The organism is Streptomyces sp. NPDC093795, from assembly GCF_044764665.1.
In the GTDB taxonomy this organism is placed as follows: Bacteria; Actinomycetota; Actinomycetes; order Streptomycetales; family Streptomycetaceae; genus Streptomyces.
The window spans coordinates 55,560-77,221 of record NZ_JBIWIO010000017.1 but is presented as its reverse complement, the minus strand read 5'-3'; the positions used below and the strand labels follow the sequence as shown (position 1 = coordinate 77,221).

Here is a 21,662-nt window from a genome sequence, read left to right as displayed (position 1 = left end):
CCGTAGACGGCCCCGTAACCAGCCCCGGAAACACCCGCGGGCCGCGGCGCCTGGCGGGACCCTCAGCCCGCCCGGCACCGCAGCCCGGAGTTGCGCCGGCCGGGGGTGTGCGGTCCCTCGGCCGTTGTGGGAGGTCTCGACGCAGTCAGGGCAGAGAGCGTCGGGTACCTCGTTCCATCCTCCTGTGCGGGGAGGATGGAGGTCTGCAGCGTTCATTGTGGACTAGACCATTCTTGTCTGTCCATCCACACGTACGCGGTCGTTCATGGCCCATCCTCCAGCACGAAGGCCCGGAGATCCAGGTTCACCGCCTCTTTATTCCGCGGGTACGCTCGCACAGTGCCCTCCATGAACGACCTCGTCCGCCAGCACACCGCCCTGAGCGACTCCGACCTCGAGTGGCTCCACCTGCTGGTGTCGGAGTGGCAGCTGCTCTCCGACCTCTCCTTCGCCGACCTCGTGCTCTGGGTCCCGACCCTCGACGGCACGCGGTACGTCTCCGTCGCCCAGATGCGGCCCAACACCGGCCCCACCTCCTACCAGGACGACATGGTCGGCCACCTGGTGCCGCGCGGCCGCCGCCCGCTGCTCGACGCCGCGCTCGACGAGGGCAGGATCGTCCGGGAGGGCGACCCGGAGTGGCGCGAGGAGGTGCCGGTACGGGTCGAGTCCATCCCCGTCCGCCGCGAGGGCCGGGTCCTCGGCGTCATCGCCCGCAACACCAACCTGCTGACCGTCCGCACCCCCTCCCGGCTCGAACTCACCTACCTCCAGTCGGCCTCCGACCTGGCCCAGATGATCGCGGCCGGCACCTTCCCGTTCCCCGGCGAGCAGGTCGACATGGACTCCTCGCCCCGCGCCGGCGACGGTCTCGTCCGCCTGGACGCGGAGGGCGTCGTCCAGTACGCCTCGCCCAACGCCCTCTCCGCGTACCACCGGCTGGGTCTCGCCGCCGACCTCGTCGGCCAGCACCTCGGCCAGATCACCACCGAACTCGCCCCCTCCCGTGGCCCCGTGGACGAGGCCCTGGTCACGCTCGCCTCCGGCTACGCGCCGCGCGAGTTCGAGGTCGAGGGCAACGGCGGCGTGATCCAGCTGCGGGCGATCCCGCTCAAGCCCAAGGGCACCCGCATCGGTTCCCTCGTCCTGCTCCGGGATGTCACCGAACTGCGTCGCCGCGAGCGCGAGTTGATCACCAAGGACGCCACCATCCGGGAGATCCACCACCGGGTCAAGAACAACCTGCAGACGGTGGCGGCCCTGTTGCGCCTCCAGTCCCGCCGGATGGACTCCGACCAGGGCCGCGAGGCCCTCAACGAGGCCGTACGGCGCGTCGGTTCGATCGCCATCGTTCATGAGACGCTGTCCCAGAACCTGGACGAGCGGGTGGAGTTCGACGAGATCGCCGACCGGGTGATCGCGATGGTGGCCGAGATCTCACCGGGCCGGGTCACCTGCCGGCGCAACGGCCGCTTCGGCATTCTCGACGCCGAGGTCGCGACCCCGCTCTCCATGGTCCTCACCGAGGTCCTGCAGAACGCCCTGGAGCACGCGTTCGCCCAGGGCGACGAGGGCGCCGTCGAGGTCACCGCCGTCCGTGGCGAGTCCAGGCCCGAGGCCCGGCTCCTGATCACGGTCCAGGACGACGGCCGGGGTCTGCCCGAGGGCTTCGACCCGCAGCGCGCCGGCAACCTCGGTCTCCAGATCGTACGGACCCTGGTGGAAGGGGAGTTGGGCGGATCCTTCGACATGGTGCCGGCCGCAGGGCGCGGCACGAAGGTGATCCTCGACATTCCCGTACAGCCGCAGAAGTAGGACCCGACCGCGGAAGTAGGACCCGACGGCAGAAGTAGGACACGACGACAGAGGTAGGGCACGACGGCGAACAGCAGCGAGCCCCGGACCGAAGGAGATCGGTCCGGGGCTCGAATGCTGTGGGTTACTGCTGCGCGCTGCGACTCAAGGGCGGTGATTGCACACGCGATGTGTGCGCCGCTGGCCTCAGGCTGTCGGTGGGCGTCAGGCGCTGGCGTTACGCGCCCGGTTGCGAGCGGCACGGCGCTTCATCGCGCGGCGCTCGTCCTCGCTGAGGCCACCCCAGACGCCGGAGTCCTGGCCGGACTCGAGCGCCCACTGCAGGCACTGCTCCATGACGGGGCAGCGGCGGCAGACGGCCTTGGCTTCCTCGATCTGCAGCAGCGCAGGACCGGTGTTGCCGATGGGGAAGAACAGCTCGGGGTCTTCCTCACGACAAACGGCGTTGTGACGCCAGTCCATGGCTGCTACCTCTCTAGGGTGTTACAAGCTGGTTGCTTGTGAATGTGAACGCTTTCACGAATCCCCCCGCAAGGGAAGGGCCGACTGCCAGATGAACTGGTGTGGTCCTAAGACTGAGGAGGGGTTCTGGCTCTCAGTGGAGGCCGGTGTTGCGGGCCGTCCCGATCGCCAAGAAGAGACTCCCAAACCCCAGCAACGGATACAACCCCTTCCGGAAAGTTTTTTTTGATTCCTCGGTGTCGGCTAGGTCACAGCCGTACTTCTAAGGGGTGGATGCGCGCCTAAACGTTCGAGTGAAAGGACTTTGGGCCCTTCCACTCACACAATCACACGCAGTGCACGACGAACGCCTGTGAACGTCACGCTCGTACGCAGTCCGAGGTGGTCTCCGTCCATCTGGAGGGGGAGGGGAACCTTCGAATGCAAGGTGAAGTCGGTCAGGTCGTGCAGGGATACGGCGTGCTTGCCCCGCGGGCCGCGCTCCGGGGTCGAGGTGAGCAGCTGGGTGGCGTAACGAGCCACTGCGGGGGTGGAGAGACGGCGCAGTCCGAGCACGTCGAGCGCGGTCTCGAAGGAGGCCTCCGGGGACGCGTACACCGGACGATTGCCCAGGTAGGTCCAGGGGGAGGTGTTGCAGATTATGGAGAGGACCAGGTTCTCGACCGGCTCGGCGCCTGGGCGCTCCAGGGTGATCGTGCCGTGCCGGCGGTTCGGTTCCTCGAGGAACTGGCGGGCCACCTGGCGCAGATAGAGGGCGTGCGTGGATCTCTTTCCGCGCTCCCGCTGTTGTTCGACCCGGCCGATGACGCTGGCGTCGAATCCGAGTCCGGCGCAGAAGGTGAACCAGCGGGACGGTACGGACTCGTCCTCCGTGCCCGGCGTCCCCGAGGCGAGACCGAGGCTCACTGTGCGTGCCCGCCGCTCACGCAACGCGTCGAGCAGGGCGCCGGTCGCCTCCACGGCGTCGTTCGGAAGGCCGAGGGCGCGGGCGAACACATTGGTCGAACCGCCGGGGACCACCGCGAGCCCCGGCAGCCGGTCGGGGTCGGGCCCACCGTGCAGCAGGCCGTTGACGACCTCGTTCACCGTGCCGTCGCCGCCGAGGGCCACGACGAGATCGATGTTGCCGGCCTCGGCGGCATGCCGGCCCACGTCACGCGCGTGCCCGCGGTACTCGGTGGTGACGGCTTCCAGCTTCATCTCGCTGGCGAGCGCGTGGATGAGCACGTCACGGGTGCGGGCACTGGTGGTGGTGGCTGCCGGGTTGACCACGAGAAGTGCGCGCATGAGCTTCAGCGTACCTACCCGGTGGTACCGGGCCCAGTCCCGGCCATCCCGTGGACATCCCGCCGCCCCCGGCCCACCCGGGCGCCCGAGACCGGCGGTGGGGCCCCCGCTACCCTGCCCTGTATGAGCAGTACGGAGCAGACCCCCCGCCCCGCCCGTCTCGCCGCCGCGGCGGCCGTGGCCGGTATCGAGGCCCTCGGACTCGTCGCCGGGGGTGTGTACATGCTGGTGGACGCGCTGACCCCGATGTCCGGCGACCTCACCGGTGCCCTCACGGGCGCTGTGACGCTTGTCGCACTCGGTCTGATCCCGCTCGCCGCCGCCCGCGGCCTGTGGCTGCGCCGCTCCTGGAGTCGCGGCCCGGCCGTGATCACCCAGATCCTGGCCCTGCCCGTCGCCTGGCAGATGCTCCAGGCGAACAGCGCGATGATCCCGGCCGGCATCGCCCTCGGCGTCCTGGCCGTCACCGGGCTCGTCCTCCTGGTGAACCCGGCCACGACCGAGGCGCTCGGTATCCGGCGCCCCGGTCAGGAAGCCTGACGAGGGTTACTCCTCCACCAGGAGCTTCTCCCGCAGCTGGGCGAGGGTCCTGGCCAGCAGTCGAGAAACGTGCATCTGCGAGATGCCCACCTCCTGCGCGATCTGCGACTGGGTCATGTTCCCGAAGAACCGGAGTAGCAGAATCCGCTTCTCCCGGGGCGGCAGGTCCTCCAGGAGCGGCTTGAGCGACTCGCGGTACTCGACCCCCTCCAGGGCCTCGTCCTCCGCGCCCAGCGTGTCCGCCACCGCCGGGGACTCGTCGTCCGTGTCGGGGACGTCGAGGGAGAGCGTCGAGTAGGCGTTCGCCGACTCCAGGCCCTCCAGGACCTCCTCCTCCGAGATCCCGAGCCGCTCGGCCAGCTCGTGCACCGTCGGGGAGCGTCCGTGCTGCTGGGAGAGCTCCGCCGTCGCCGTGGTCAGCGAGAGCCGCAGCTCCTGGAGCCGGCGCGGCACCCGGACCGCCCAGCCCTTGTCGCGGAAATGCCGCTTGATCTCGCCGACGACCGTGGGTGTCGCGTACGTCGAGAACTCGACCCCGCGCTCCGGGTCGAACCGGTCCACCGACTTGATCAGGCCGATCGTCGCCACCTGGGTCAGGTCGTCCAGCGGCTCGCCGCGGTTGCGGAAGCGCCGGGCCAGGTGCTCCACCAGCGGCAGGTGCATCCGTACCAGCCGGTTGCGCAGCTCCGCCTTCTCGGGGGAGCCCTCGGGCAGCTCGCGCAGCGTGACGAAGAGAGCGCGGGCGCCGCTCCGGTCGTGCGGGTCCGGGGCGGTGGGGACGGCGTCCGAGGCGTCGTCGGCCTCAGCCTCGGCCTTGGCCTCGGCTCCCGCCTCGGTCCCAGCCTCAGCCCCAGCCCCAGCCCCAGCCTCAGCGTCGGCCCCGGCGTCGGCCTCATCACCGTCCGAGACCGAGACCGCCGCCGTCTCCTCCGGCTTCTCGGCAGCCCCTGCGGTCCCGGGGGCCCCGGAGGCCTCGGGGGAGCCGTCCACGCGCGCGGGGTCCCGGGGGGCCTCGGAGACGCCTGGTGTCTCGGCAACCTCGTGGTGCTGCTCGTGCTCGCTCATCTGGCCCGCCTGCTCCGTAGCGACCTCATGCATAGCGACCTCATGCGGCCGCGCCTGCTGCTCAGGGATGCCGGCCGTCGCGTCCCCGCTCCTCACGCCGGGCCTGGCCCCGCGCCGCGCTGTTTGTACAGGCTGATCGAGACCGTACGGTCCTCGGCCACCGACGACTCCACCTTCCCGGCCAGTGCCGACAGCACCGTCCAGGCGAAGGTGTCCCGCTCGGGCGCCCGGCCGTCGGTCGTCGGAGCGGAGACGGTCACGTCGAGGGAGTCGTCGACCAGCCGGAAGACACAGCTGAGGACGGATCCCGGCACGGCCTGCTGGAGCAGGATGGCGCAGGCCTCGTCGACCGCGATCCGCAAGTCCTCGATCTCGTCGAGGGTGAAGTCCAAGCGCGCCGCGAGGCCGGCCGTGGCCGTACGCAGCACGGACAGATAGGCACCCGCAGCGGGCAGCCGGACTTCCACGAAGTCCTGGGTCCCGGGCTCGCCTGCGATCTGGGACACCCTCACCTCCAAGGTGGCACAAGCTCATTCGGGGTTCGGAGGGAGAGGCCCCCGAACCGGGCGGTACGCAGGGGGCTGCGCGGTCCGCCGTGACGCTATCGCGATCCGTCCCGCCGTGTCGCCGCGAACTTCCCACCCCCGTCGCCCCCCGGCCGCCGGTCATCACCCATGGTAGGCCCATGGATGCGGACGGTGGGCAGGGGTTCGCGGGGGACGGAAACGAGCGACCGGCGGAGGGGTGACGTACCCACCCGGGGAGCGGGCGAATCGCCGGACGGCCGAATCACCGGACGGCCGTACGCCCGGAGGGTCCGACCGCCCTGACAAACAGGGACAAGAGGGGGCATCGCCACCCGCTCAGACGATCGCGCCGTCCACGAAGCACCACCGCCAGGCCTCGCCCCGTTCGAACGTCCGCATCAGCGGGTGCCCGGTCGAGGAGAAGTGCCCCGTCGCGTGCCGCCCCGCCGAGGAGTCGCAGCAGCCCACGTGTCCGCAGCTCAGACAGAGCCGCAGCTGGACCGGGTGCGTACCGTCCGCCAGGCACTCCGGGCAGGTGTCGGCCAGCGGCACCGGTTCGGGGCGCGGCATTTCTGCAACATGGGGGCACTCGCTCATGATGGCCAGGTTACGTTGCGGCTCACGACGGGGACGGGCATGAACGCACTGCAGCTGGTGGCGCTGGTGGCGGCGAGTGCCGCGATCGCGGGGGCCGCCCGCAGGACCCCGGTGCCCGCTCCGCTGCTCCTGGTCGCCGCGGGGCTGGTCGCCTCGTACGTCCCCGGAGTGCCCGACTACACGCTCGACCCGCACATCGTGCTGCCACTGATCCTGCCCCCGCTCCTCTACACGGCCGCCGTCGACTCCTCGTACCTCGACCTGCGGGCCAACATCCGGCCCGTCGCCCTGCTCTCCGTCGGGTACGTCCTCTTCGCCACCGTGGCCGTGGGCTGGCTCGCGTACGTCCTCGTCCCCGACCTGCCGCTCACCGCCGCCCTCGTGCTCGGCGCGGTGGTCGCCCCGCCGGACGCGGTCGCCGCCACCGCCATCGCCCGCAAGCTTGGCCTGCCCCACCGGATCACCACGATCCTCCAGGGTGAGTCCCTCGTGAACGACGCCACCGCCATCACCGCCTTCAAGGTCGCCCTCGCGGCGGCCGTCGGAGAGGGCGTGAGCTGGGCCGGCGGCCTCGGCGACTTCGCGCTCGCCGCCGTCGGCGGGATCGGCGTCGGCCTGATCCTCATGGCCCCCATCCACTGGCTGCGCCTCCGGCTAGGCGACTCGCTGCTCCAGAACACCCTCTCCCTCCTCATCCCCTTCATCGCCTACGCGGCGGCCGAGGAGGTCCACGCCTCAGGGGTCCTCGCCGTCGTCGTGGTCGGTCTCTTCCTGGGACACCGCGCCTGGCAGGTCGACTTCGCCACCCGGCTCCAGGAGGAGGCCGTCTGGAAGATGGTCGCCTTCGTCCTGGAGTCCGCCGTCTTCGCCCTGATCGGCCTCCAGCTGCCGTACGTCGTCCAGGGGCTCGGGCAGTACGGGATCGGCGAGGCGGCCTGGTACGCCGCCGGCGTCTTCGTCGCCGTGGTCGTCGTCCGGTTCGTCTGGGTGTATCCCGCGACCTTCCTGCCCCGGTGGCTCTCCGCGCGGGTCAGAGAACGGGAACCAGGGGTGGACTGGAGGGCGCCGCTCGTCGTCGGCTGGGCCGGTATGCGTGGCGTGGTCTCCCTCGCCATCGCCTTCTCCATCCCCGCCGTCACCGACGGCGGGGAGTTCCCCGCCCGCAACCTCGTCCTCTTCCTCACCTTCACCACCGTCATCGGCACCCTCGTGGTGCAGGGCCTCACCCTGCCGCCCCTCATCCGCCTCCTGAAGCTCCCCAAGCGGGACAGGTACGCCGAGACCCTGGCCGAGGCGCAGGCGCAGAGCGAGGCCTCGCGGGCCGCGGAGGAACGCCTCGACGCGCTCCTCGCCGACGAGCGCAACGCCCTGCCGACACCCCTCGCCGACCGGCTCCGCATCGTCCTGGAGCGGCGCCGCAACGCGGTCTGGGAGCGGCTCGGGGCCGTCAACGAGGTCACCGGGGAGACCGCGGACGACACCTACCGGCGCATCTCGCGCGAGATGATCGACGCCGAACGCGAGGTCTTCGTGCGGCTGCGCGACGCACGGCGGATCGACGACGAGATGATGCGGACCCTGCTCCGCCGCCTCGATCTGGAGGAGGCCGCCGCCTACCGCGAGGAGAGGGACGGCTGAGTCCCGTCGGCGGGGGAAGGCCGTGACCCGCCGGCCGGGGGCGGCTGAGGCCTGTCCCCCGGGGGCGTCCGGGGCGCGTCCGGGGCGCCCGTCACCACCGCCGCGAGCCGGGTGCCCGCAGGGAACGCGCCCTCCTCCGCCAGGACTGTGAGGCCGTGGAGCATCTTGGCCACATACAGTCGCTCGATGGCGAGTTCGTGCCGCGCCTCGAAGTCGCGTGCGAACGCCTCCAGAACGGGGGACGTGCGCGCGTACCCCCCGCAGTGGAAACGCTCGTCCAGCGCCCACACGCCGCGCGGCCCGCCGAACGTCGCCTCCTGGAGGGCGCGTACCTCCCCGCCGAGGAAACCGCCCTTGAGGACCGGGAAGCCCAGCGCCCGCTGCCCGGGCGAGAGGCCGGCCGCGAGGCCCGCGAGGGTGCCGCCCGTGCCGCAGGCGACGGCCACCGTGTCCGCCGCTCCAACGAGCTCGCGGCCCAGCTCCACGCACCCCCGGACGGCGAGCGGGTTGCTGCCGCCCTCCGGGACGACGTACGCGCCCGCGGGGGCCCGTTCCAGGAGCGCCGCGAGGACCGCCGGGTCGTTCTTCGCGCGGTACGTGGCCCGGTCCACGAACTCCAGACGCATCCCGTCCGCCGCGCACCGCGCGAGGGACGGGTTGAGGGGGCGCCCGGCCAGCTCGTCGCCCCGGACGATGCCCACCGTGGGGAAACCCAGCAGCCGGCCCGCGGCCGCCGTCGCCCGCAGGTGGTTGGAGTACGCGCCGCCGAAGGTGAGCACAGGACGCCCGCCCGCCGCACCCAGGTTGAGGGCGAGCTTGCGCCACTTGTTGCCCGGCAGGTCGGGGTGGATGAGGTCCTCGCGCTTGAGCAGCAGCGTGAGCCCGCGCCGGGCGAAGCGCTCGTCCTCCACCGGCTCCAGGGGCGAGGGGAGCCGGGGCCGCAGACGGGAGAGGTCGAACGCGTTCACCCGGCCATTGTCCGTGCCGGCCGGCACGGTCAGCGCAGGAGGTCGGCGATCCGCTCCCGCATCGAGCCCATCGTGAAGCCACGCGGGTCGACCTTCCCCGGCTGCCACTCCAGGTGCCCGATGACCGAGCGGTGCGTCCAGCCGTGCACCCGGCAGAGGGCCGCCGCCGCCTTCGCGATGGCGTCCAGCTGGACCTTCGGCCACGGGTCCTCGCCGTCCCCGAGGTTCTCGCACTCGAAGCCGTAGAAGTGGCGGTTGCCGTCGGTGGTCGCCTCGTCGTCCCGTGGCAGGCTCCGCTCGGCGATGACCGCCCGGAGCACCTCGTCGTCGCCGAGCCCCGCGTGGTTCGCGCGCCCGTAGCCGACGAGGTGGACCGTGCCGTCCTTGGCGATGACGCCGTGACAGAGCGGCCCCGGCAGGGCGTCGTGGCCGTCCCGGCAGATCCGGACGGTGCTCTCGGTGCCGCGGGTCACGGTGTGGTGGATCATCACGCCGTGCACCGGGCCCCAGGGGCCCTTGTGGTTGCGGTTGTGGGTGGACCAGTCGCCGACCTGGACGATCGCGAGGCCCTCGTCGCGCAGCGCGTCGAGGAACCTGCTCGCGGACATGGGGGTGGACATGACCGACTCCCTTCGGAGGACGGGATGGGGCTTCCGGAGCCCCGGAGCTACCGGAGCCCGGGAGCCACCGGGAGTACCGGAGCTTCCGGAGTACCGGAGTCCGCCACTCCACTGCCATCCGTTCGGACCGTGTGCGAGCCGATCCGGACACCGCCCCCCGTGACGGGTGGGGCTCCGCTGTTCGGATGGAAATCACGTGACATGCCCCGAAGATCGTCGAACAGTCCCACTCGAATGTGTAATGGCGCCGACACGCTCCGTGCTGAAAGGCTTCGTCTCGCAACTCAGTCATACGAGAGGGAGTTCCATGTCCGTTGGTTCGGTTGGCGACGACGTACGCGCGGAGCAGCAGGCCCCGCAGCAGAGTCTCGGCACCGCCGCCGCGCGGAACCTCGCCACGACCACCAAGTCGGCGCCGCAGATGCAGGAGATCACCTCACGGTGGCTGCTGCGGGCGCTGCCGTGGGTCCAGGTGCAGGGCGGTACGTACCGGGTGAACCGGAGGCTCAGCTACTCCGTGGGTGACGGCAAGGTCACCTTCGTCCAGACCGGAGAGCGCGTCGCGGTCATCCCCGCCGAACTCGGCGAACTCTCCGTCCTGCGCGGTTACGAGGACGAGGAGGCCCTGGCCGAGCTCGCGTCCCGCTGCCGCCAGCGGGAGTACGCGGCCGGCGAGGTGATCGCCGTGGCGGGCGAGCCGACCGACCGCGTCCACCTCCTCGCGCACGGCAGGATCGAGCAGATCGGTGAGGGACCGTACGGCGACGAGGCCGTCATCGGCGTCCTCGCCGACGGCGCCCACTTCGGCGACACCGCGCTCGTCGACCCGGACGCCACCTGGGAGTGGAGCGCCCGCGCCGCCACCACCTGTACGGTCCTGGAGCTCACCCGGGACGACGTGCGGAACCTCGCGGAGCGGGCCGGTTCGCTCGCCGCCCACCTCGCGAGCGTGGCCGCCCTGCCCCACCAGCGGACCAACAAGTACGGCGAGGCCGAGATCGACCTCTCCGCCGGCCATGTCGGTGAGGCCGTCGTCCCGCACACGTACGTCGACTACGACGCCTCGCCCCGCGAGTACGAGCTGAGCGTCGCCCAGACCGTGCTGAAGGTCCACAGCCGCGTCGCCGACCTCTACAACCAGCCGATGAACCAGACCGAGCAGCAGTTGCGGCTCACGGTCGAGGCGCTCCGCGAGCGCCAGGAGTACGAGCTCGTCAACAACAAGGAGTTCGGCCTCCTCTCCAACTGCGACTACGAGCAGCGGCTCCAGCCCCACGACGGCGCCCCCAGCCCCGACGACATGGACGAGCTGCTCTCCCGGCGCCGGGGCTCCAAGCTGTTCCTTGCCCACCCGCGCGCCATCGCCGCCTTCGGTCGCGAGCTCAACAAGCGCGGTCTGGTGCCCGAGACGATCGACATCAACGGCAACCGCATCCCGACCTGGCGCGGTGTGCCGATCTACCCGTGCAACAAGATCCCGGTCTCGGACGCCCGGACCACCTCGATCATCTGCATGCGTACCGGCGAGGCCGACCAGGGCGTGATCGGTCTGCACCAGACCGGCATCCCCGACGAGATCGAGCCCAGCCTCTCCGTCCGCTTCATGGGCATCGACGAGCAGGCGATCATCTCGTACCTGGTCACGGCCTACTACTCGGCGGCGGTCCTCGTCCCGGACGCGCTCGGTGTCCTGGAGAACGTCGAGGTCAGCCGCTGGCGCTGAGCCGACGACGCGACTGGGGGCGGGAACCGAACCCTCCCGCCCCCGGGCGTTCCCGGCTCGTCGCCGCAGCACCGACACGACTGCCACGGAGGATACGAAGGAAGTGACCGTGACCATAGCCAGCGCGGATGCCGTCGCCGACGGCCAGGGGGCCGTGGTGCTCCTGGAGCGGACGCGCATCGCTGTCGACCCACAACTGCGCTCGACCGTCGAGACCCTGCCGGGTTCCATGCGGCGGGTCGCGATGTACCACTTCGGCTGGGAGCACGCCGACGGCAGCCCGGCCGCCGAGCAGGCAGGCAAGGCGATCCGGCCCGCCCTCGTCCTCGCGGCGGCCCGTGCTCTGGGCGCCGAGGAGGCCGGGGCCGTGAAGGCCGCGGCGGCGGTGGAGCTGGCACACAACTTCACCCTGCTCCACGACGACATCGTCGACGAGGACGTGACCCGCAGACACCGGCCCACGGCCTGGACCGTCTTCGGGATCCCGGACGCGCTGATCGCCGGCGACGCGATGTGCGCGCTCGCCCTGCGGATGCTCGCCGAGGACCCGCATCCCGTCTCGGCGGCGGCCTCCGCGCGCCTGGCGGCCTGCATCATCGAGCTGTGCGCCGGGCAGCAGGCGGACTGTGCCTTCGAGGGGCGCGGCCCCCGGGAGGTCTCCCTCGACGAGTGCGTGGCCATGGCCACCGCCAAGACCGGCGCCCTGCTGGGCTGTTCCTGCGCCCTCGGCGCGCTCTACGCGGGCGCGGGGGAGGAGGAGGTCGCGGCGATGGACGCCTTCGGCCGGGAGGCCGGCCTCGCCTTCCAGCTGATCGACGACCTCATCGGGATCTGGGGCGACCCCGACCGTACGGGCAAGCCGGCCGGGGCCGATCTCGTGGCCCACAAGAAGTCGCTCCCGGTGGTGGCGGCGCTCGTCTCGGGCACCCCGGCGGGCGAGGAGCTGGCCGAGCTGTACGCCCGTCCGGTCCTCGACGCGGCGGCCGCCCGGGCGGCCGCGGACGCGGTCGAGCGGGCCGGTGGGCGTGACTGGGCCCAGGCCCAGGCGGCCGAGCGGATGGGCCGCGCGGTCGAGTACCTGGCGCAGGCGGTCCCGGACCTGGAGGCGGCGGGGGACCTGCTGGCCCTCGCGGAGTTCGTCACCCGGCGTACGCGCTGACGGACCGGGGCCTCGCGGGCCGGAGTCCCAGGGCCCGGGGTCGTACGGCTCGGGGTCCTACGGCCCGCAGTCCTACGGGCTCGGGGTCTCGCGGCCCCGGGTCTCACGGTCCGGGGACGATGCGGTTGACCACGGTCTCGATCAGGTCGTTCAGGTCCCGGTCGCCGTGCAGACCCGGCACCGTGAAGTGGTCGAACAGCAGCCCGGTGAGGGCGAAGTAGAGCAGCCGGACCGTGTCGGCGTCCCCGGGCATGCCGGCCGCGAGGTGGATCCGGACGTTCTCGTCGAGGTCGGCGCGGAGCACCTTCGTGAGCTGGGTCCGCAGGTCGGGGCGGCGCACGGCTTCGAGGCGGAGCTCGAAGAGCCCGAGGTAGCAGGTGCGTTCGGCCGCGAGCCGCTGGGCGAGCCGGCGCATCAGCTCGACGACCAGCGCGCGGCTCGGCGGCGGCAGCAGGGCCGTGTCGATGTCCCCGGGCGTGGGGGTGAGGCGCTCGAAGATCCGGTCGGCGACCTCGGAGAGCACCTGGTCCCGGTCGCGGAAGTAGTTGGACGAGGTGCCCGTGGGGGCCCCCGCCCGGGCGTCGACGGCCCGGAAGGTGAGCCCACGGGCCCCTTCGTCCGCCAGTACCTGGATCGCGGCGTCGAGCAGCGCCGTACGGCGTTCCGGGTTTTTCGCCATGTCGAGCTCCCTTCTTGAGAATTGGGGCTTGCGCAACCACTACAAGTGAAGCACTATAGCCGTCGTGGTTGCGATCGCAGCCACGCTCCGAAGTAGAAGAGGACCGGCTTGCGTAAGCTCACGTACTACATCGCCTGCACCATCGACGGCTTCATCGGCGACCCCGAGGGTGACGCCACGTCGATGTTCAAGTACTCGACCGGCTCGTACATGCAGGAGATGAACGCCGAGTACCCCGAGACCGTCCCGACGCACGCTCGGGAGATATTCGGGATCGACGCGGAGAACAAGCAGTTCGACACCATCGTCCAGGGCAGGAGGTCGTACCAGCTCGCTCTGGACATCGGCATCACGAGCCCCTACAGCCACCTGCGGGAGTTCGTCGCCACCCGCTCGCTGGCCGAGTCGCCCGACGCCAACGTGGAGCTGATCACCGAGGACCTCGTCGGCCGCGTCCGCGAGCTCAAGGCGGAGGACAGCCCTCTCGGTATCTACCTCTGCGGCGGCTCCACCATCGCCGGAGAGCTCATCGAGGAGATCGACGAGCTGGTCATCAAGACCTACCCCGAGGTCTACGGCACCGGCATGCCGATGTTCGGCGCCGGATTCCAGCCCCGCGAGTTCGAGCTGGGCTCGGTGCGCGCCTTCGACAACGGCGTGATCGTCCGTACGTACACCAGGAAGCGGTAGCGGCGGGAAGGGCTTCCGTGAGGGCGCGGACGTCGCGAGCGGGCACATGACGGGCGAGCCGCGCAGGTGAGCGGCATCGTGACCGGCAAGAACGGCGAGATCGGGAGAAGTCCGGCCTCCGGGTGACCGGCCGCGCGCCGGAGCCGGTCATACCGCTACAGTCCGCGCATGTCATCGGAGTCGACGGAAGTCTGGACCGGCTGGTACCGGGACCGCAGCGGCGCGGAAGCGATCGTCATCACGGCCGACGGGCGGCACGTCGCCACCCGGATCAGGGGGATCGAGTACACGGGTGAGGGCTTCGCCGCGCTCAGTGCGCCCGACGAGGGCGGGAAGCCCCTCACCGGCTGCGTCCTGGAGTGGGACCTCCCGCTCCCGGTCGTCGTGGACGGCGCCACCCAGCCTGCCACGCTGAGCTGTCTGCTGACGCTCGGTGAGCGCGCGGACCTCAGTCTGACGCTGCACTGCGGGGGCGCCGCCTTCGAATCGTGCGTCGCCGGGGGTGACTTCGAGGGAGCCCTTGAGCGGGTCCGGCGGCAGCTTCCGCCCGGCGCGGACTTCGCCCGCCGTTTGTTGCAGAGGGCCTGAGGCGAGTAGGGCCTGAGACGAGGACGGCGGCCGCCCCCGGGAAGGGGGCGGCCGCCGCCGTGTGTCACCGTCCCGCCCGTCAGCCCTTGAAGGCGGAGGCGAGCCCGTAGCGCCAGAGCTGGTCGACGCGGGACCGCTCCTGGGCGTTCGGCTGGGCGTTCTGGCAGGACGTGCCGGGGCCGCCGCCCGACATCAGCTCGCTGCACGGACCGCTGTAGTGGTCCGGAAGCCCCAGGACGTGCCCGGTCTCGTGGGCGGTCACCCGGGTCGAGTTGTACTGCTGGTTCTGCCGGTAGTCGAGGAAGATGTAGCCACTGCCGTGACCGTCGGTGCTGGCGTACGAGCCACGGGAGTCGTTGCCCTCGTAGTAACGGAAGTCCGGGTTGCTGCCCTCGACGAGCCGGACGTTCACCACCGAGCTGTTCCATATCTGGGTGGAGCGCGCGATCTGGGTGCGGAAGCTCGGCGCGTTGGCGGCGCTGTAGACGACGGTGACGGCGGCCGCGCCGGGATTGGCGGCCCGCTTCTTCGCCACCGACTTCACGACGGCGTCGAAGAAGGCCTTGTTGGCCTTGGCATCCTCCGCAGAACCGGCGTACGCCGCAACGGTGTTGCTCGTACGGGGGGCACTCTCCGCCGCCGCCGGGGCCACGCCGAGGGAGGCGGCGAGACCGAGACCGAGGGTGGCGGTCAGTACGGAGGTGAGGACCTTGGGGTGACGCATGGGGGGCTCCTCCTCTAGGGGACTGGAGAGAGTCTCGGGGCAGCCGGAGCCCACGGGGATGATGTCAACAGCCGATAGCTCCACCGCATCACCCTGCCTCGTCGGGCTCAACCACCTTGAAAAGCCAGGTGGTTGCGGGCCTCCGGCTATCTGGTGCGACTCAGGGAGCCGCCCTACCCTCGGGGGCATGGAGCTGGAGGTGAGACACCTGCGCGCGCTCTGCGCCATCGCGGACACGGGCAGCCTGCACAAGGCGGCCCGTCAACTCGGCATGAGCCAGCCCTCGTTGACCACCCAGCTGCGCCGCATCGAGAACTCCCTGGGCGCCGAACTCTTCTCCCGCGGCCGCACCGGCTGCCTCCCCACCCCACTCGGCCGTTCCCTGCTCAGCCGGGCCCGCCCCCTCGTCGCCGACATGGCCGCGCTCGTCACCGAGACACGGGCAGCTGCGGCCCGCACCGACGGCCCCGGACTCGGCGTCGGATCCACCGCGAGCCGGGCGCTCCCCGGCTGGCTGCGCCGCCTCCGCCAGCGGCTGCCCGGCACCGACATCGGCCTCCGGATGGACGTCTCCGCGAGCGCCCTGCTGCGCACGGTCGCCGCCGGCGGGCTCGACGTGGCCTTCGTCCACGAGGTGGAGGGCTGCCCGCTGCGCGTCCCCGAGGGCCTGGAGTGCCGGGTCCTCGTCGCCCGCGAACCGCAGTTCGTCTCCATGGCCCGCGATCACCCGGCCGCCGCCCGGCCCGTCGTGGACCTCGCCGACCTGGCCACCGACCACTGGATGGTCGACCCGACCGTGGACGGCGAATGGGACGGCCTCCGCCGGGTCCTGGACGCCGCCGGCATCGACCCGCCCCTGCTGCACGGCGACTACCACACGGCCGCCTCCCTGATCGCCCTCGGCGAGGCCGTCGCACCCTGCCAGCCGACCTCGATCCCCCGTGAGGACATGGCCGTCCGCCCCCTGCGGGGCGACCCCCTGGCGGTCCGGCTCCTGCTGTACGCGCGCCCCGGAGCGCCCCTGGACACGCTGTACGCGGAACTCGCCGCGGCCTACCGGGAGGTGGCCCTGCGCGCCGCCCCGTACCGCGAGTGGTTACGCCGCCAGGGAGCGGAGGCGGGGCTGTCGGTGGGGCCGTGCATGATGGCCGTATGAACGAACGCGAGGGCACGCTCGAAGGGGCGACGGTCCGACAGGCACGTCCCGAGGACCTCACCCGGCTCGTGGAACTGATCGACGAGCACGCGGCGTACGAGAAGGCGGCGCCCCCGGCCCCCGGCCCCCGGCCTGGCGGACCGCCTGGCCCGCCTCCTCTTCGCCCCCGCGGAGCCCCGGCTCCGCTGCCTGGTCGCCGTCCTCCCCGACGGCACCCTCGCGGGCTACGCCACCTGCGCCCCGGAGCTCTCCACCTGGGACGGCACGGAGTACCTCCACATGGACTGCCTCTACCTCACGGAATCCAGCAGAGGCCACGGCCTGGGCCCCCTCCTGATGGGGGCGGTCCGTACCGAGGCCAGGACCCTGGGTCTCGACGAGATCCAATGGCAGACGCCGGCCTGGAACGAGAGCGCGATCCGCTTCTACGACCGCCTGGGCGCCACCTCCAAGGAGAAGCGCCGCTACACCCTCTCCACGGAGGACTGACCCCCCGGCCAGGTCCCGGCGAGCAGCCGCTCGGCCTCCCGGACGATCGCACTCGCGAGTTCCTCGCGTGCGCCGCTCCGGACGGCGGCCCAGTCGTTGTACGCCTCGACGGCGTCGAACAGGGGGCGGAGCACCTGCGGCCGGGCCAGCGACGCCCAGCCGTCGTACGTGATCAGGTCGCCACCGGCCCCCGGGTCCAGACTCCCGCGCACGATCAGCAGGAGCCACCACCGCACGAGCTCCCAGCGGGCCGCCTCCCACGGGACGTCGGTGTCATCGACGGGAAGGCCTTCGACAAGGCCCAGTTCGTCCAGGACCCGGTCGAAGAGCGCACCGGCCTGCTGGTGCTCGGCGCGCGTCAGCCCGGCGAGCAGCGGCAGCGACTCCGACTCGACATCGAGTACGAGCGCGGTGAGCCCTGCTTCGATCAACTGCTCCGGGAAGTGCCGCCGGCCGATCAGGCGCTCGACCGCCAGCATCCGAAGGCACTCCACGGCCTCCTGGGCGGTGACGGCATAGGGGGTGAACGGCGTGGGCGCGGTGACGTCGATGCCCGGACCGCCGTTCACGAAGTACGACCAGAAGTCGACGGTCGCGCGGGGCATGAGGCTGCTCGCCCCGCCGGTGAACTCGTGCCGGACGTAGTCGGCGAGGTCGTTCCCGTAGAAGATGATGTCGGTCTGGTGGACGGACAGCACGGGGTGGCCCCACTCGCCCGCCGTGCCGGGCAGGTAGCGGTGGCTGTAGACGGGGACCAGCTGGGGGACGGTCGCCAGCTCGGCCCGTGCGACCCGCAGCGCCTCGGCCGCCCCCGAGGGCTTCGGAGCCCAGGCGGGATGCCAGAAGCCGTTGCGCTCCACGCCGAAGAGCACCCCCTCGACCGGCCGCCGGAGCCGCTCGGCCAACTCCTCCGGGTCACCGTCCCGCCAGTCGGGCCACCCGCCCCCACGGGGGAGCCCGGCGCCGAGGAACACCCGGTGATCCGCCGCGAACGTGAACCCGAACCGCGCCTCGACCGCGTCGAGTTCCTTCTCGCTGAGCCCCGGCCCGACCTCCGCCCGGAGCCTCCCTTGAAGAGCTCGGGCGTCTTCGGGGGTCAGCTGCGGGAGCGACGGCGTGATCATGCCCGGCAGCCTAACGACCGCCCCGAGCACCCTGACCACCCAGGCCGCCCCGACCACCCGGACCGCCACCCGCGAACGCCGAAGGGGCACGACCGCCAGGCGGCCGTGCCCCTCCGGACGGGAAACGAGAAGGTCAGGCCTTCTTCGTCTCCTAGTAAGGGGCCAGGTCGGTGACCTGCGGCGATGCCCGTAACAGGTCGCTGACCTGGCCTTTTGCTGTTGGCTGGCGATGGGGTGCGACGGTCTTGATCGGGTGTCCTGCGGACTGTGTGCGGACTGCGGAGCATCTGGGTCCTCCGCTGCTGTGGGCATCCGAGAGTGCCCGGGGGTTCGGTGACGCCTCTCCCTGCCCCGGCGACCTGCTCCTCAGCGCTGCGCCCGGTGGCGTGTCCGCCGGGTTTCTGCGGCACTGCCGGATCGACCACGCGGGCCTCGTGACGGCGCAGAGCGGACATCTGTGAAGGGCTCCGTTGGATGAGCAACGCTTGCTGGAGGGGCACGGCGTGATTTGCCCTATTGGTGTGTTGATCTCATCGCTTGTAATCAGGTGTGGCGGTCCCTGGCAGGACCGCCTTGGAGTCGATTGCGCCAATGGAAGAGGAGCGCCCGTGTGCGGCGAATGACGGGATGATCAGCCCCTAGGGTTCGCAGCTGGTCGGTGAGCAGGGCCTCATAGTCGGAGACTGCGCCACTGATATCTCCGGCCATAGCCCGCCAGTCGGCGAGCTCAGAGCGGGTTGTGAGAAGGATATCGGGATGGTCGGTACCGAGCGCTTGCCGTTGGTCAGCGAGGAGTTCCTCGAACACCTTGACCGTGTGCGCTGCGCTCCCGACCTGGCCTTTCCGAGTGGCCAAGTTATGGCGTGTGTTGAAGGTGTCTGGGTGGTGGGGGCCGAGTATGTCTTGTTGGTCGGCTAGGAGCGCTTCGAGGTCCTTGATCGCGCCCCCTGCGTCCCCGCTCTCGCCGCGCCAGTGCGCAAGATTGCTACGGGTTATTAGGAGGTCGGCGTGCGAAGGGCCGAGAACGCGCCGCTGGTCGGTGAGGAGTTCCTCATACTCCGTGACCGCACGTGCTGGGTTCCCAAGCTCCCCGCGCCAGTGTGCGAGGTTTCCGCGGACGATTAGGGTGCCGTGATGGTCGTCACCTAGAGCTGAGCGCCAGTCAGCGAGGAGTGCTTCGAAGTCCTTGATCGAGTCCGGAATGTCACCGTTTTCAGCGCGTCGTTGAGCCAGATCGTTCCGGACCCGGAGGTCCAGGTGGTCATTCTCAACGTGCCGCAAATTGGTTAGGAGTTCTGATTGGGCTTCGACTGAGCCCGCGAAGTCTCCCGAGCGGCCGCGCCAGTGAGCGAGGTTCTGGCGGACGGTGAGAGTATCGGGGTGTTCGGTTCCCAGGATTCGCTGCAGGTCGGTGAGAAGTTCCTGGTAAGCCTCCACCGCGCCTGCGGCGTCGCCAGCCTCACCTCGGAAATGGGCAAGGTAGCCGCGGATGAGAAGGACCCAGTGGTGATCGTTGCCGAGACACTCTAGGGCACTGTCCAGGAGATCGCTGTAGAGCAATGAGGCGGCGGCAAGCATGCCTGCCTCGCCATAGCTGTAGGCAGCGCGGAGCAGGACGCTGCTGGAGTCGCCGGTGGGATCGCTCCACAGGGCCGTTGCGGCGCGGGAGAGCAGCGCAGTGGTGTTGGAGCGCAGTGCCTGGGTTAGGGCTAGATCGGTTTCGATATCGGGCCATGCCTGAAGAAGAGCCCTGGAAGTTGTGCGGGCAAGGGCTTCGCGCGCGGGGGCGGGCACGGTGTCGTAAGCGGAGTGCTGTGTCAGCGCGTGGACCTGGACAGCCCTGAAGGATTGGTCAGACACGAGCTGTTTGGCTGTCTTGTTGTCGTGCGCGGTCGTCCGATTGATGAGACTAAGGCGATGTAGGATCCGCAGCGCTGCTTCGACTTCGTCGATACCGATAATTCGGCCGAGGCTGGTGGCATCCGTGGCACTCGGCTGCGGGACTTGGTAACTGACCAGGTAATCGACCGCCGCTTGGGTGGTGAAGACGCCGGTGGGAATGCCGGCGGGGTTGAGGAAGCTGGTCATTTGTAGGAGTGGAGTGGCGAGGCCACGAGTAAGGTGGTCCGCTCGCGTCAGCGACATGTTCAGAACGGCTGCTAGGGTTGCTTCCTGATCGTCGGGTAGCGCTTCAGGGGTCGGCGCGAGTTCTATCAGTGGATAGCGTTCCCGTAGCAGTACGCGGTATTGACTGACGGTCAGATCGGTGTCCGCGAGATCGATGAGGTACGAGGCTGCCTGTGCCAAGGCAAGCGGCAGATGTCCGAGGTCCTCGGCTAGCTCGTTTACCTCGCTCTGCGACTCGACCAGGTCGTGAATCTGGAAGCGGCGGGTTAGGTAGTCAAGGGATTGCTCTGAAGTGAACGGTCCGACGTCGATCACGCGGCGGGTGGAAGTGCGGAGGGCAGGGTCGCGGCGCTGCGTGGTGACGATGACATGGCCGCCTGGTCGTTCCGGCGGCCACAGGTGGTGGAGGTCTGTCGGGTCCAGCAGGTTGTCTAGGACGATCAGCCATCGACGGTCGGTGGTGCTCAGCCAGGCGTGGAATACCTCGGGTGCGGCCTCTGGGTCGGTCGGCTCGGCACCAGCCACGGTGACACCGGCCCTTCCATAGGCAAGGCGGATGTCCTGACGGCTGGTGGCAGTTACCCACACCACCAGATCCACGCTGTTCTGGTGGAGCGCCTGCCGGGCGCGGCGGGCGGCGATCTGGGTCTTGCCGACGCCACCCATCCCCGTAAGCACCACCACTCCGCTGCTTGCCTCCTGTCCGTAGGCAGTCGGAGTATCGGTCATGCCGCGATCCTGGAAGGCGTCTGCGGCGGGAGGAATCAGGCCCATCAGCCTCGGCTGCTGAGCGCTGGCATCGCGCCGGTCCAGGGCGGAGGCCGCCTCGGTACCGCAGAAGCTCTTGACCCACTGGCGGCCGAAGAAGTCATCTACAACCTGAGGCAGTTCCCGCAGCATGTGAGAGACCTCCTCACGCCCCCACCAATCCAGTCGAATTCCCTTCTTCTCCAGCCGGTCCGCCTGCCGGTTTAGTGCGTCGGCGAGTTGAGTAGGTCTCAGGTCGTGAGTGGTGGCGTAGATGAAGACCTTCGAGCGGGCGGCCCATTCGCCTTTAAGGAACTTTTCGACTGCCTTATTGATCTCCGACATACTGAGCGTTGCCACACGCTTTGATTGCAGTGTGGTGTAGCGGCGTGCTGAGACCGAATCATCGGCGTTGGGCGTAGCTGCGTTCCGGATAAACAGGTCGATTCCTGCTTGACCCTGACCGTGTGTTCCATACAGCTGCGCTTTCTCAGCCCTGCCTCCTTTTAGTTCCACAAGGCGGAGGAATAACCGCTCGACATCGGACCAAATAAGGTCGTTCAGTGGGAGATATGGGGCCTTCGTCACGACTGGGGGCTGTACGCCTTCGCCGGTCGGCGGCGTGCGCAGGACATCGAGATCAGATCCTCCGTGGTTAACTATCGAGCTGCTCACACGCTTCCCCTCCATGTCATCATCCTCCTACGCGACTGTGCGTCACTGCCTCGACGGCGGGCGACGACCGCAGTGTATTTTTTGACGTAGGGTCAAAAATTGAGCTGAGATTCCGCTGTCCTAGCGACCGGGACCTCTGATTGGTCCGTACCCCCTTGATCGGTAAAACAACGGCTACTGATCAGGCTGTGGTTGTCGGCATCCACGGATGCGCGGGTAGAGCCGGTCCTCAGGAACCCCCACGCCGCCTCGTCCCGGGGTA

20 protein-coding genes are annotated in these 21,662 nt (G+C 70.0%); 9 read left to right on the top strand and 11 right to left on the bottom strand.

All coding sequences use genetic code 11. The features are described 5' to 3' along the window. Positions 1-348: 348 nt before the first annotated feature. On the top strand, positions 349-1,815 hold the full coding sequence (locus ACIRB7_RS33005) for a sensor histidine kinase (RefSeq protein WP_403606333.1): 1,467 nt from the start codon (positions 349-351) through the stop codon (positions 1,813-1,815). A 204-nt stretch (positions 1,816-2,019) separates the two neighbouring features. On the opposite strand, the gene ACIRB7_RS33000 is transcribed toward ACIRB7_RS33005, so the two are convergent. After that, positions 2,020-2,277: a WhiB family transcriptional regulator gene (locus ACIRB7_RS33000; protein WP_003953983.1), complete on the bottom strand. Its 258-nt coding sequence runs from the start codon at positions 2,275-2,277 to the stop codon at positions 2,020-2,022. A 318-nt stretch (positions 2,278-2,595) separates the two neighbouring features. Next, the gene (locus ACIRB7_RS32995) at positions 2,596-3,564 is read right to left on the bottom strand and encodes a diacylglycerol/lipid kinase family protein (protein ID WP_403606330.1); all 969 of its coding nucleotides are present in this window, start codon (positions 3,562-3,564) and stop codon (positions 2,596-2,598) included. A gap of 123 nt (positions 3,565-3,687) precedes the next feature. Here ACIRB7_RS32995 and ACIRB7_RS32990 point away from each other — a divergent pair, with 123 nt between their 5' ends. Next, positions 3,688-4,104 (top strand): hypothetical protein, encoded by a 417-nt coding sequence (locus ACIRB7_RS32990; RefSeq protein WP_403606327.1) that lies wholly within the window; start codon positions 3,688-3,690, stop codon positions 4,102-4,104. A 6-nt stretch (positions 4,105-4,110) separates the two neighbouring features. Here ACIRB7_RS32990 and ACIRB7_RS32985 read toward each other — a convergent pair whose 3' ends face one another. The 3 genes from ACIRB7_RS32985 to ACIRB7_RS32975 all read right to left on the bottom strand — a co-directional run bounded on the left by ACIRB7_RS32985 (position 4,111) and on the right by ACIRB7_RS32975 (position 6,293). Further along, positions 4,111-5,265 carry an RNA polymerase sigma factor SigF gene (locus ACIRB7_RS32985; protein ID WP_403606324.1) on the bottom strand — a complete coding sequence of 385 codons (1,155 nt, stop codon included), beginning with the start codon at positions 5,263-5,265 and terminating at the stop codon, positions 4,111-4,113. Continuing rightward, on the bottom strand, positions 5,262-5,675 hold the full coding sequence (locus tag ACIRB7_RS32980) for an anti-sigma regulatory factor (protein WP_015036094.1): 414 nt from the start codon (positions 5,673-5,675) through the stop codon (positions 5,262-5,264). Before ACIRB7_RS32980 ends, ACIRB7_RS32985 begins: the two co-directional genes overlap by 4 nt. Positions 5,676-6,032: 357 nt before the next feature. Then, positions 6,033-6,293 (bottom strand): UBP-type zinc finger domain-containing protein, encoded by a 261-nt coding sequence (locus ACIRB7_RS32975; RefSeq protein ID WP_403606320.1) that lies wholly within the window; start codon positions 6,291-6,293, stop codon positions 6,033-6,035. Between the two features lie 39 nt (positions 6,294-6,332). On the opposite strand from ACIRB7_RS32975, the gene ACIRB7_RS32970 reads away from it, so the two are divergent. After that, positions 6,333-7,931, top strand: coding sequence for a Na+/H+ antiporter (locus tag ACIRB7_RS32970; RefSeq protein WP_403606317.1), 1,599 nt, complete (start codon positions 6,333-6,335; stop codon positions 7,929-7,931). Here the strand turns inward: ACIRB7_RS32970 and ACIRB7_RS32965 are convergent. Both ACIRB7_RS32965 and ACIRB7_RS32960 read right to left on the bottom strand, forming a co-directional pair. Further along, the gene (locus ACIRB7_RS32965) at positions 7,907-8,899 is read right to left on the bottom strand and encodes a 1-aminocyclopropane-1-carboxylate deaminase/D-cysteine desulfhydrase (protein ID WP_403606314.1); all 993 of its coding nucleotides are present in this window, start codon (positions 8,897-8,899) and stop codon (positions 7,907-7,909) included. The genes ACIRB7_RS32970 and ACIRB7_RS32965 overlap by 25 nt on opposite strands. Positions 8,900-8,928: 29 nt before the next feature. Further along, a complete protein-coding gene (locus ACIRB7_RS32960) occupies positions 8,929-9,519 on the bottom strand; it encodes an N-acetylmuramoyl-L-alanine amidase (protein ID WP_351218809.1) in 591 nt (196 codons plus the stop codon). 307 nt (positions 9,520-9,826) lie between these two features. On the opposite strand from ACIRB7_RS32960, the gene ACIRB7_RS32955 reads away from it, so the two are divergent. Together ACIRB7_RS32955 and ACIRB7_RS32950 are read left to right on the top strand one after the other, a co-directional pair. Continuing rightward, the gene (locus ACIRB7_RS32955; protein ID WP_403606310.1) at positions 9,827-11,242 is read left to right on the top strand and encodes a family 2B encapsulin nanocompartment shell protein; all 1,416 of its coding nucleotides are present in this window, start codon (positions 9,827-9,829) and stop codon (positions 11,240-11,242) included. A 109-nt stretch (positions 11,243-11,351) separates the two neighbouring features. After that, positions 11,352-12,401 (top strand): family 2 encapsulin nanocompartment cargo protein polyprenyl transferase, encoded by a 1,050-nt coding sequence (locus tag ACIRB7_RS32950; RefSeq protein WP_403606308.1) that lies wholly within the window; start codon positions 11,352-11,354, stop codon positions 12,399-12,401. A gap of 103 nt (positions 12,402-12,504) precedes the next feature. Here ACIRB7_RS32950 and ACIRB7_RS32945 read toward each other — a convergent pair whose 3' ends face one another. After that, entirely contained in the window at positions 12,505-13,080 is a 576-nt protein-coding gene (locus tag ACIRB7_RS32945; protein ID WP_403606305.1) for a TetR/AcrR family transcriptional regulator, read from the bottom strand. A gap of 108 nt (positions 13,081-13,188) precedes the next feature. Between ACIRB7_RS32945 and ACIRB7_RS32940 the strand changes: the two genes are divergently transcribed. Next, positions 13,189-13,770 carry a dihydrofolate reductase family protein gene (locus ACIRB7_RS32940; protein ID WP_403606302.1) on the top strand — a complete coding sequence of 194 codons (582 nt, stop codon included), beginning with the start codon at positions 13,189-13,191 and terminating at the stop codon, positions 13,768-13,770. A gap of 168 nt (positions 13,771-13,938) precedes the next feature. Then, positions 13,939-14,358 carry a DUF6304 family protein gene (locus ACIRB7_RS32935; RefSeq protein ID WP_403606299.1) on the top strand — a complete coding sequence of 140 codons (420 nt, stop codon included), beginning with the start codon at positions 13,939-13,941 and terminating at the stop codon, positions 14,356-14,358. A gap of 79 nt (positions 14,359-14,437) precedes the next feature. Here the strand turns inward: ACIRB7_RS32935 and snpA are convergent, their stop codons facing one another. Next, positions 14,438-15,082 (bottom strand): snapalysin, encoded by a 645-nt coding sequence (snpA, locus tag ACIRB7_RS32930; protein ID WP_403606296.1) that lies wholly within the window; start codon positions 15,080-15,082, stop codon positions 14,438-14,440. 187 nt (positions 15,083-15,269) lie between these two features. On the opposite strand from snpA, the gene ACIRB7_RS32925 reads away from it, so the two are divergent. Both ACIRB7_RS32925 and ACIRB7_RS32920 read left to right on the top strand, forming a co-directional pair. After that, positions 15,270-16,238: a LysR substrate-binding domain-containing protein gene (locus ACIRB7_RS32925; protein ID WP_403606293.1), complete on the top strand. Its 969-nt coding sequence runs from the start codon at positions 15,270-15,272 to the stop codon at positions 16,236-16,238. 132 nt (positions 16,239-16,370) lie between these two features. Further along, positions 16,371-16,727, top strand: coding sequence for a GNAT family N-acetyltransferase (locus ACIRB7_RS32920; protein WP_403606361.1), 357 nt, complete (start codon positions 16,371-16,373; stop codon positions 16,725-16,727). Here the strand turns inward: ACIRB7_RS32920 and ACIRB7_RS32915 are convergent. Beyond that, on the bottom strand, positions 16,703-17,851 hold the full coding sequence (locus ACIRB7_RS32915) for a hypothetical protein (RefSeq protein WP_403606290.1): 1,149 nt from the start codon (positions 17,849-17,851) through the stop codon (positions 16,703-16,705). The genes ACIRB7_RS32920 and ACIRB7_RS32915 overlap by 25 nt on opposite strands. A 543-nt stretch (positions 17,852-18,394) precedes the next feature. Next, positions 18,395-21,415 (bottom strand): tetratricopeptide repeat protein, encoded by a 3,021-nt coding sequence (locus tag ACIRB7_RS32910; RefSeq protein ID WP_403606287.1) that lies wholly within the window; start codon positions 21,413-21,415, stop codon positions 18,395-18,397. Between the last annotated feature and the right edge of the window lie 247 nt (positions 21,416-21,662).

Bases quoted from the DNA above. Each gene is read 5' to 3' on its own strand.
- ACIRB7_RS33005 (WP_403606333.1), top strand. From the start codon at position 349: ATGAACGACCTCGTCCGCCAGCACACCGCCCTGAGCGACTCCGACCTC.
- ACIRB7_RS33000 (WP_003953983.1), bottom strand. From the start codon at position 2,277: ATGGACTGGCGTCACAACGCCGTTTGTCGTGAGGAAGACCCCGAGCTG.
- ACIRB7_RS32995 (WP_403606330.1), bottom strand. From the start codon at position 3,564: ATGCGCGCACTTCTCGTGGTCAACCCGGCAGCCACCACCACCAGTGCC.
- ACIRB7_RS32990 (WP_403606327.1), top strand. From the start codon at position 3,688: ATGAGCAGTACGGAGCAGACCCCCCGCCCCGCCCGTCTCGCCGCCGCG.
- ACIRB7_RS32975 (WP_403606320.1), bottom strand. From the start codon at position 6,293: ATGAGCGAGTGCCCCCATGTTGCAGAAATGCCGCGCCCCGAACCGGTG.
- ACIRB7_RS32970 (WP_403606317.1), top strand. From the start codon at position 6,333: ATGAACGCACTGCAGCTGGTGGCGCTGGTGGCGGCGAGTGCCGCGATC.
- ACIRB7_RS32960 (WP_351218809.1), bottom strand. From the start codon at position 9,519: ATGTCCACCCCCATGTCCGCGAGCAGGTTCCTCGACGCGCTGCGCGAC.
- ACIRB7_RS32955 (WP_403606310.1), top strand. From the start codon at position 9,827: ATGTCCGTTGGTTCGGTTGGCGACGACGTACGCGCGGAGCAGCAGGCC.
- ACIRB7_RS32945 (WP_403606305.1), bottom strand. From the start codon at position 13,080: ATGGCGAAAAACCCGGAACGCCGTACGGCGCTGCTCGACGCCGCGATC.
- ACIRB7_RS32935 (WP_403606299.1), top strand. From the start codon at position 13,939: ATGTCATCGGAGTCGACGGAAGTCTGGACCGGCTGGTACCGGGACCGC.
- snpA (WP_403606296.1), bottom strand. From the start codon at position 15,082: ATGCGTCACCCCAAGGTCCTCACCTCCGTACTGACCGCCACCCTCGGT.
- ACIRB7_RS32925 (WP_403606293.1), top strand. From the start codon at position 15,270: ATGGAGCTGGAGGTGAGACACCTGCGCGCGCTCTGCGCCATCGCGGAC.
- ACIRB7_RS32915 (WP_403606290.1), bottom strand. From the start codon at position 17,851: ATGATCACGCCGTCGCTCCCGCAGCTGACCCCCGAAGACGCCCGAGCT.
- ACIRB7_RS32910 (WP_403606287.1), bottom strand. From the start codon at position 21,415: ATGGAGGGGAAGCGTGTGAGCAGCTCGATAGTTAACCACGGAGGATCT.